General features: G+C 63.0%; 10 protein-coding genes and 1 tRNA gene. 5 read left to right on the forward strand and 6 right to left on the reverse strand.

Going from position 1 to position 8,263, the window contains the following annotated elements:
- Positions 1-121 precede the first annotated feature (121 nt).
- From rplU to VNZ93_RS09900, 6 genes are all read right to left on the reverse strand, one after another.
- Entirely contained in the window at positions 122-514 is a 393-nt protein-coding gene (rplU, locus tag VNZ93_RS09875) for a 50S ribosomal protein L21 (protein ID WP_325703661.1), read from the reverse strand.
- A gap of 270 nt (positions 515-784) precedes the next feature.
- A complete protein-coding gene (locus tag VNZ93_RS09880) occupies positions 785-1,591 on the reverse strand; it encodes an alpha/beta hydrolase (protein ID WP_325703664.1) in 807 nt (268 codons plus the stop codon).
- A 23-nt stretch (positions 1,592-1,614) separates the two neighbouring features.
- Entirely contained in the window at positions 1,615-2,583 is a 969-nt protein-coding gene (locus VNZ93_RS09885) for a tripartite tricarboxylate transporter substrate binding protein (RefSeq protein WP_325703666.1), read from the reverse strand.
- A gap of 139 nt (positions 2,584-2,722) precedes the next feature.
- A complete protein-coding gene (locus tag VNZ93_RS09890; RefSeq protein ID WP_325703669.1) occupies positions 2,723-2,992 on the reverse strand; it encodes a hypothetical protein in 270 nt (89 codons plus the stop codon).
- A gap of 87 nt (positions 2,993-3,079) precedes the next feature.
- Positions 3,080-3,562 carry a cytochrome c gene (locus tag VNZ93_RS09895; RefSeq protein WP_325703690.1) on the reverse strand — a complete coding sequence of 161 codons (483 nt, stop codon included), beginning with the start codon at positions 3,560-3,562 and terminating at the stop codon, positions 3,080-3,082.
- A 291-nt stretch (positions 3,563-3,853) separates the two neighbouring features.
- Entirely contained in the window at positions 3,854-4,591 is a 738-nt protein-coding gene (locus VNZ93_RS09900; protein ID WP_325703672.1) for an MBL fold metallo-hydrolase, read from the reverse strand.
- Positions 4,592-4,745: 154 nt separating this feature from the next.
- Between VNZ93_RS09900 and VNZ93_RS09905 the strand changes: the two genes are divergently transcribed.
- The 5 genes from VNZ93_RS09905 to VNZ93_RS09925 all read left to right on the forward strand — a co-directional run bounded on the left by VNZ93_RS09905 (position 4,746) and on the right by VNZ93_RS09925 (position 8,263).
- Positions 4,746-5,666, forward strand: a complete 921-nt coding sequence (locus tag VNZ93_RS09905; RefSeq protein WP_325703675.1) for a LysR family transcriptional regulator — start codon at positions 4,746-4,748, stop codon at positions 5,664-5,666.
- Positions 5,667-5,855: 189 nt separating this feature from the next.
- On the forward strand, positions 5,856-6,818 hold the full coding sequence (locus tag VNZ93_RS09910; protein ID WP_325703678.1) for a tripartite tricarboxylate transporter substrate binding protein: 963 nt from the start codon (positions 5,856-5,858) through the stop codon (positions 6,816-6,818).
- 164 nt (positions 6,819-6,982) lie between these two features.
- The gene (locus VNZ93_RS09915; protein WP_325703681.1) at positions 6,983-7,810 is read left to right on the forward strand and encodes an extradiol ring-cleavage dioxygenase; all 828 of its coding nucleotides are present in this window, start codon (positions 6,983-6,985) and stop codon (positions 7,808-7,810) included.
- A gap of 19 nt (positions 7,811-7,829) precedes the next feature.
- Positions 7,830-8,105 carry a hypothetical protein gene (locus VNZ93_RS09920; protein WP_325703684.1) on the forward strand — a complete coding sequence of 92 codons (276 nt, stop codon included), beginning with the start codon at positions 7,830-7,832 and terminating at the stop codon, positions 8,103-8,105.
- A 72-nt stretch (positions 8,106-8,177) separates the two neighbouring features.
- Positions 8,178-8,263, forward strand: a tRNA-Ser gene (locus tag VNZ93_RS09925).

Genomic DNA, 8,263 nt, shown 5'->3' on the forward strand with positions numbered 1-8,263 from the left:
CTTCTGTCGAAAGTCTCTTAACCCGATTCCGTGACGGAATCATCTCATTTCGTGGGCAACCTTGCGGCGTCGCGCAGATTCTGCGCGCCGCCTGAAGTCGCCGGAAGCGTCCAAACCGCGATCAGGCGGCGTCGGCCTGCTCGCTCTTGGCCGGCTTGGCCTTGGGAGCGGGCTTCGGCTTCGGGCCCTTGGTCGGCTTGGCGCCGCCGGTGAGTATCTCGGAGACCCGCACCACGGTATAATCCTGCCGATGGCCGCGCTTGCGACGCGAATTCTTGCGCCGGCGCTTCTTGAAGGCGATAACCTTCGGGCCACGGCTCTGCTCCACGATCTCGACCGCAACCGAAGCGCCCGCCACCGTGGGGGTGCCCAGTTCCGGCTTGTCGCCGCCCAGCATCAGCACGGTGTCGAGCTGGACGATCTGCCCCGGCTCGCCTTCGATGCGGCCGATGCGGACCACCTGGTCCTCGGCGACCGAATATTGCAGGCCGCCGGTCTTGATGACTGCGAACATCGTTCTTCCTTCGTGTTCATTCCCCGGTGCTCGGACAGGCCGGACCGGCTTCTTTCAGTCTGAATTTGGGTGTCCGGAACGTGCTGAAGCAGCACGAAAAGGGCCCCAGAGGGGCCCACCGTTGGCCGGGGTTATGGGGGGAAAGGCCCCTGGAGTCAAGGAAATGGGGTCAAAAGAGCCGGAAAGTGGCGCCATCGGAGCGGCATTGCGCAGGATTTCCCGGCCTTTGAGGGCCGGGACGCCAGCAGAAACAGCGTGGCGTCCCGGAATTCAGCTGCGCAGCGATGTCAGGAATTCCTTCGTCGCGGCGATGCAGGCCTGCGGACAGGCGGTCATCACGTTGAACGGCATGCCCTCCATCAGAACCAGCCGGCAGTCGCCCATCAATTCCTGCGCCTGCCGCATGCCATCCGCCGTCGCCTGCTGCGCCTTGGTGCCGCACATCAGAAGCGCAGGCGCCTTGAAGTGCTGCAGGCGGTCGGTCTGATCGAGATGCGCCGACTGGTCGAACATCTTGATCAGGAGTTCGACCGGCATTCTCGATTGCTCGCCGATGTACCACGCGCGCAACGCGGGATCGGCATCTGCCGGAAGCCGGTGCTTGTTGGTCTCCTGCGCCCAAGCGGCCGTGCCTTTTTCGCGAAGAAGATCGGCCCAGGCCTTCGGACTGACCGCACCGGCCGCCCAGTTATATCCGAAGCCGGGCAGCGACATGCTGCGAACGCGATCCGGATAGTCGGCTGCAATTTCGATCGCAACGGCCGAGGCAAACTCCGCCATGATGAAATGTGCGCGGTCGATCTTCATCGCATCCATGAAGTCGACGATGTCGCGTGCAAACATGCCGAGCGAGAACGGCAGATCGGCAGCGACCGGACTTGAATCGCCGTGCCCGCGCATGTCGAGATTGTAGACGCGATAGTCGCGGGCGAATTCCGGCAGCCACTCGTACCAGAACTTCCGGTTCTTGCTGAAACCGTGGACGAAGATCAGCGGTTCGGCATCGCGCCACGGCTCGGTGAAATCGTGAAGATCATAGGCGAGTGTGACGCCGCCCGGCAGCGTGACTTCGGACATGGATCGATCCAATCTTGTTCTTGTTACTGGAGCTTGAGGCCGGGAAGCTGCTTCAGGAACTCGCCCCAGCGCGCATGATCCTGCCGCATCATCTGTGCAAGTTCCTCAGGAGTGCCCGCGACGATTTGCTCACCCGCCTTGCCGAGCTTTTCAACTGCGGCCGGATCCTTCAATGCGGCAACGATGCCTGCATTCAGCTTGTCGATCACCGGTTTCGGCGTTCCGGCTGGCGCGAAGAAGCCGTACCAGTTGATGCCCTGCAGGCCTGGATAGATGCTTGTCAGCGTCGGTACATCCGGCATCGTCTTGATCGGCTCCGTGGTGGTGACCGCGAGCGGCCGCAGGCTCTTGCTTTGGATGAATGGCGTGATCGACGCGATCTGCATGATGACGGCACTGATGTGCCCGCCGACCGCATCGCTGATCGCGGGCGCCGCGCCCTTGTACGGGATGTGCTGGATATCGACATTGCCGCGCTTTGCCATCAGCTCGCCGATGATCTGCATCGGTGCGCCGCCGGTGCCGAAAGTCACCTTGCCCGGATTCTTCGCGGCGTAGGCAATGAACTCCTGAACATTGTTCGCCGGGATGGACGGGTTGATCGCAAGGAGAAGGCCCGACTGTGACGTCTGGGTGATCGGTGCGGCTTGGGTAAGCGGATCGAAGCCGAGATCGGGGGAAATGTGCGGGGCCAGCGCCATCACCGCATTGGTGGTGAGCACGATGGTTTGCCCGTCAGGCTTGCCGCGCATCACGGCCGCCGTCGCAGTGTTGCCGGACGCGCCGGGACGGTTCTCGATCACGACCGGCTGGCCGAGCGACTCGGACAGTTTGGGTTGAACGAGACGTGCGACGAAATCGGTAGCGCCACCGGCAGGGTAGGGCACGACGATCGTCACGGGACCTTTCGGAAAGTCCTGCGCCGGCGCAGTTGGCGCAAGAATAGTCAGCGCAAAGACCGCCGCGATCGCAGCCATTGAGTGCTTCAACATCGCATCCTCCCCAAATATTTTCGCATTAGCGAAATCGAATTCGCTAATGCGAGATTTTTTGGCTGAGAGGCAAAGCTTTGTCAAACGCGCAAAGCGGCTTCTCTTTTGGAGATGCGAGTCACTGCCGCCGGCGTGGAGGTCATCTGCCTCTGACACCGAGCGCACGCTGCCAGAGCGTGCCGCCCAGGAACCTGGTGAACACGACAAAATAAGCCGCGACCAAAGCGAACAGGATGAGTGCGGGAAATCCCTTGAGTTCGAATCCACCGCTCGAGGCATCTCCTGTCACTGAACCGACGGCATATCCGGCGATGTAGAAGATAAAGAAGAAGTCGAGCACGGCAGCGAGCAACTTGCGCCACAGCGCAACCGGCTTTTGGTGACGGGGCTGGATTTCAATCGTGGACATGGCTTGAACCTTTCGACTGGGGTGGTTGGTTGCTTTACGGGCCTGCTGAGATTGCTGGGTTTGCGCGGAACTGCGTGTCGATGCGCGTTATTCCGATGCTGCGCCTTCCGTCGCGGAGGAGGGCGGCGGCACGATCTTCATCACGAACGATGTCGGCCGTTCGTCCGGACCGAACGGACCCGGCACCTTGTTCGCCACCGGTTTCAGGCTCTTGAGATAGACCGCGATGGCGCGCACGTCCTGCGCGGTCAGGTTGGCGAATGCGTGCCAGGGCATGATCGGCGCAAGCTCGCGCCCGTCGGGCCGCTTGCCCTTGGTGATCGCTGTGGCGATCTGCTCCACCGACCAGGTGCCAAGACCGGTCTCGCGATCGGGTGTGAGGTTCGGTCCGTGAAAGACGCCGAGCTCTGGGATTTCAAAGCCGACTTCCGAGCCACCGAGAAAGCGGGTCATGTCCGGCTTGCCGAAGAAATATCCCGGCGTGTGGCAATCGTTGCAGCCGCCGAGCGTCACGAGATATTGCCCGCGCTTGATCTGTGCGTCCTGCGCCAGTCCCGAACCGGGTGACATCAACAATGCTGGCACGGTGATGGCGGCCGCGAGCGTCATGCGGATGAGCCCGATGTCGCGCCGCAGGCGGTCGGGCAATTCGCTGAGGTCGTAACGAATGCGATGCGCGAACAATGTGCGATCGAACGCGCGAGCAATACGGGCCGCGAAGTGCGAGAGGCGTGCGGTGAATCCGAAGCGTCTCAGAGGCTGATGCAGCACGATATCGGTCATGGCAGACTCCATCCGTGGCGCGTCAAGGCGCGCGGTGAATGCTGGTGTCCCGATGCCCGGGACAGGTTGTCGGTCAGATCAGTGTGTGGTCATCGCGGCTCTCAGCCGCCGGTCGTAGTCGTCCGCCAGCGCATGCAGTGCCGCCGCGCCGTCGCCCGAAAATGACGGACCGTGCATCAACGCGAGAGTCTTCGGCGCGGTCTTCGCGAGCGAGCGGATGGTTGCTCCCATGCCGGGCGCAAGCGCGGAATATTTGAACATGTCTTCGGCTGCGATGGCCGGTCCAACGATGTCACCGGACGTCAAAGCCGGACCATTGCCGACCTGCGTGAACAGGTCGCCGCATAACAGCGTGCCGGTCGATTCCTCGAACATGACGCCGGCGTCCCAGCCATGTGGCGTATGCGGCGTATCGATGTAGCGGACGCGCTTGCCGCGTCCGAGCTCGATCACCTCGCCGTCCTGCAACATGCGCGGCGTCCGATCCGCCATGTCGTTCAGCGACACATAGACACCGGTCTGGCCATGCGCGACTTCGGCGTTGGGCGCGATCGCCAGCCAGTCGTTCATCGCGCCGCATTCGTCGGCTTCGTAATGGCCGAACGCAATGAAGCGCAGCGTCTCGGGCGCGATGATGCGGGCAATCGCGTCGCGCTTGAGCGGAAACATCTTGCGTAAGCCGGTGTGAAACATCAGCGGCTCGTCGCCGAGCACAAGGAACTGGTTGAACGTGAAGCCGGCCGGCGGAGCGACGGCGGGCACATAGGTCGACAGACGGAAGATGCCGTCGGCAATTTCGGTAATCGTCGTGGTCATGGCGGTCTCCAGCCTTCGGCTGTCCGGTCGGATAAATCATTGCGCTCATTGGCTTATTTCCATGAGCAAGCCAGTGAGGATGAGATACGCATCGCCGCCGCTCGCAACAATCAGCGTTATTGCCAAGCCGTTCTGCGTTTTTGCAGAATGATGCATGATCGATTGGTCGGACCTGCGGATCGTTCTGGCAGTCGCGCGCGCAGGCTCGGCGCTACGCGCGGCGCAGGCCCTCGGAGTCAATCAGACGACGGTGGTGCGGCGGATCGCGCAGCTCGAGGCCGCGATCGGCGCCTCTCTCTTTGAACGCAAGCAGAGCGGATATCACCCGACGCCGCTCGGTCAGCGCGTCGCTGCGGTCGCGGGTCGCATCGAGGAGGAGGTGACGGCGCTCGAGAGCGATGTTGATGCGAAGCAGCGCACGCTTGCAGGCACTGTGCGGCTGACCACGAGCGAGGCGCTGGCCAGTCACCTGGTTACGCCGCTATTGCCGGATTTCCGCAAGACGCATGCGGGCATTCTGATCGAACTCGTGGCGGACGATCGCCGCTTCGATCTTGCGCGCGGCGACGCCGAGGTCGCGCTGCGCACCGGCTCACGCCCGGATGGAGCGGGCATCGTTGCGCGCCGTCTACCGAACGTTGCGTGGAGCGTCTATTGCAGCCGGTCCTATGCCGACGAATGGGGTGCGCCGTCCGCAATCGAAGCGCTCGATGGTCATCCGATCATCGGCTTCGACGGCGCGCTTGGCTCTCGCCCCGCTCCGCTTTTCCTGGTGCGCGCCGCCCCGAATTCCAAAGTCAGTGCGCGCAGCAACAGCCTTGCGAATCTCGTCTCCGCGCTGAAGGCCGGCCTCGGCATCGCCATGCTGCCCTGCCTGGTCGGTGACGCCGAGCCCGGTCTGGTGCGGTGTCTTCCGCCGGTCAAGGAGGTCGATTCCGAGATGTGGCTGATCGTGCGCGAGGAGGTGAAATCCGCTCCGCATGTGCGGGCCTTTGCCGATTTTCTCGCAATGCGGATTCAGTCAATGCGCGGGCCGCTCGCCGGCGAAGCAGACCGTGTCCGCGCCGAGTCTTGAAGACGCGAGGCGTGGGGTCGCCAGGTGACCGAGCGGGTGTCGACGTTCTCCAGACAATCCGACAAGCAAGTTCGAGTTGGTGAAAAGTTCACGGCCGTGAACGTGTTGGCCGGGCAATTTGACCCATTGGCTGGCCGCGCGCGTCCGTGCCAAAACCAGCTCAACAAAAGTCACGCACGGGAAACGCTCATGCTCAGATTGACGATGGCGCTGGTCGCCGCAACATTCGCATCCGCAACCTCTCTGCATGCGCAAGGCTGGCCGGCAGGCCAGCCGATCAAGGTTGTGATTCCGTTCACTGCCGGCAGCGCCACCGACGTGATTGCACGCACGGTGTTCGAGCAGGTCGGCAGCCAGATCGGGCAGACCTTCGTCATCGACAACCGCGTCGGCGCGAGCGGTACGCTCGGCGCCAGTGCGGTCGCGAAGGCCGATCCGGACGGCTATACGCTGCTGGTCAATTCCTCCTCGCACACCATCACGCCCTCGACCTTCCCGAACCTGCCCTACGACACCGAGAAGGATTTCGCGGCGGTGATCCCGCTCGCCAATCTGGCGAACGTGCTGGTGGTGGCGCCGACGAAATACAAGTCGGTCAAGGAACTGGTCGATGCCGGACTCGCAAAGCCGGGCACGCTCAACTACGCGACCGCCGGCGCAGGCAGCGCATCGCACGTCAATGCCGAACGCTTCCTGCTTGCCGCGAAGGCCAAGGCGCAGCATGTGCCGTTCAAGGGCGCGCCTGAAGCGCTGCGCGAGATCGTCGCCGACCGGATCGATTTCTACTTCACGCCGCTTGCGCCGGCGCGCGGCCTGATCAACGACGGCAAGCTCGCCGCGATTGCGGTGTCGTCGTCCCAGCGCAGCAAGGCGCTGCCGAATGTGCCGACGACGATCGAAGGCGGCTTCCCGAACTCGGAATACAATTTCTGGATCGGGGTGTTCGCGCCGTCGAAGACGCCCGCGCCCGTTCTCGAGCGGCTGCACAAGGAGATCGCCGCCGCGCTCGCCAATCCGGGCGTGCAGGAAAAGCTCACCAAGCTCGGCGCCGATCCGATGCCGATGAGTGCAAATGATTTCCGCGCGCTGATCGGCAAGGAGATCAAGGACAATGCCGCTCTGGTGAAGGCCGCGGGAATCAGCGCGAAGTGAATTGAGACACTCACCAAACCTGTCATCCGTCATCCTGAGGAGTGAGCATAGCGAGCATCGAAGGATGGACGGCCCGGCAGGCACATAGGGTCGTCGCCCTTCGAGGCCATCGCTTAGCGATGGCACCTCGAGGTGACTGAGAGGCTTGAAGAGGAGACCGATACTTGGCTCACATCGTCGCGGCGTATGGTTTGCCGCATACGCCGTTCTTTCCATCGAAGGTCGAGGAGGAAGGCCCGTCCTCGCCGACCGGCGTCATGTTCGGCGAGGCGCGGGACTCGCTGGCTGCCGCGAAGCCGGATGTGATCCTCATCTTCGATACCGATCACTACAACACGTTCTTCTTCGACAATTTCCCGATCCTCGCGATCGGGATCGATGAAGGCTTCCGCGGTCCGAATGACGAGCCGCGCGGCGGGATGCCGGTCTATGACGTGCCGTCGATGCCGAGGCTGGCCGAAGCGATCCGCGACGAAGGCGTGCGCAGCGGTTTCGACATCGCCACGTTGCGCGACTTTTCCTGCGATCATTCGGTGATGGTGCCGCTGCACTTCGTCAATCCCGGCATGAAATGGCCGGTGATCCCGTTCTTCATTTCGGGGCATGTGCCGCCGCTGCCGCCGGCGCGCCGCTGCTTCGAACTCGGCAGGCAGATCCGCAGGACGCTGGAGGCTTATCCGGAGGACCTGCGCGTCGCGATCATCGGCACTGGCAGCTTCTCGCTCGAAGTGTTCGGCCCGCGCGTCCGGCTCGGATTCACCGATGGCGTTCCCGATCCGGAATGGGTGCACGAGGTCTGCCGCTATCTTGCGGCTGGCGACACCGAAGGCCTGATCGCGGCGGCAACCGAGGACCGCATGCACGCGGCCGGCAATGTCGGCGGCGAATTGCTCAACTGGATCGCGATGCTGGCCTTCACCGACAACCGCAAGCCGGATTTTCTGGACAAGCAGATGGAAAATGGCCACGCCTATGCCGGCTGGCGGCTTTGAGGACGGGGGAGGTCAACCGATGAGCGTCCTGGAACTCGACCGGCTGTGCCGCGAAACCCTGCGCGACCACGCCTTCCGCAAGGCGATGCAGACCGACCCGGCGGCGGCGATTGCCCGCTACCGGCTGACCGAAGACGAAAAGCGCGCGCTCCTCGCCGGGGATGTGGTGACGCTGCACCGCATGGGGGTGAACGACTTCCTGATGGGGTATCTGGCGCGGTTCAGCATCTGCGGGCTCAATATCCAGACCTACAGCGAGCGGATCATCAGCGCCGGGCCGGGAGGCGGGCATTGACCCTTGTTTCGTTAAGACTCCTTGGCTAAGTAAGCGCCCGTCCGAGGGCGGTTCGCCCTGTTCGGCCCCCGCGGAGAGGTGGCTGAGTGGTTGAAAGCACCGCACTCGAAATGCGGCATACTCGCAAGGGTATCGGGGGTTCGAATCCCTCCCTCTCC

Origin of the sequence: Pseudorhodoplanes sp. (assembly GCF_035565795.1) — a bacterium.
Taxonomy (GTDB): domain Bacteria; phylum Pseudomonadota; class Alphaproteobacteria; order Rhizobiales; family Xanthobacteraceae; genus Pseudorhodoplanes.

Bases quoted from the DNA above. Each gene is read 5' to 3' on its own strand.
- VNZ93_RS09900 (WP_325703672.1), bottom strand. From the start codon at position 4,591: ATGACCACGACGATTACCGAAATTGCCGACGGCATCTTCCGTCTGTCG.
- VNZ93_RS09895 (WP_325703690.1), bottom strand. From the start codon at position 3,562: ATGTCACCCGGTTCGGGACTGGCGCAGGACGCACAGATCAAGCGCGGG.
- VNZ93_RS09885 (WP_325703666.1), bottom strand. From the start codon at position 2,583: ATGTTGAAGCACTCAATGGCTGCGATCGCGGCGGTCTTTGCGCTGACT.
- VNZ93_RS09890 (WP_325703669.1), bottom strand. From the start codon at position 2,992: ATGTCCACGATTGAAATCCAGCCCCGTCACCAAAAGCCGGTTGCGCTG.
- VNZ93_RS09880 (WP_325703664.1), bottom strand. From the start codon at position 1,591: ATGTCCGAAGTCACGCTGCCGGGCGGCGTCACACTCGCCTATGATCTT.
- VNZ93_RS09920 (WP_325703684.1), top strand. From the start codon at position 7,830: ATGAGCGTCCTGGAACTCGACCGGCTGTGCCGCGAAACCCTGCGCGAC.
- rplU (WP_325703661.1), bottom strand. From the start codon at position 514: ATGTTCGCAGTCATCAAGACCGGCGGCCTGCAATATTCGGTCGCCGAG.
- VNZ93_RS09910 (WP_325703678.1), top strand. From the start codon at position 5,856: ATGCTCAGATTGACGATGGCGCTGGTCGCCGCAACATTCGCATCCGCA.
- VNZ93_RS09905 (WP_325703675.1), top strand. From the start codon at position 4,746: ATGATCGATTGGTCGGACCTGCGGATCGTTCTGGCAGTCGCGCGCGCA.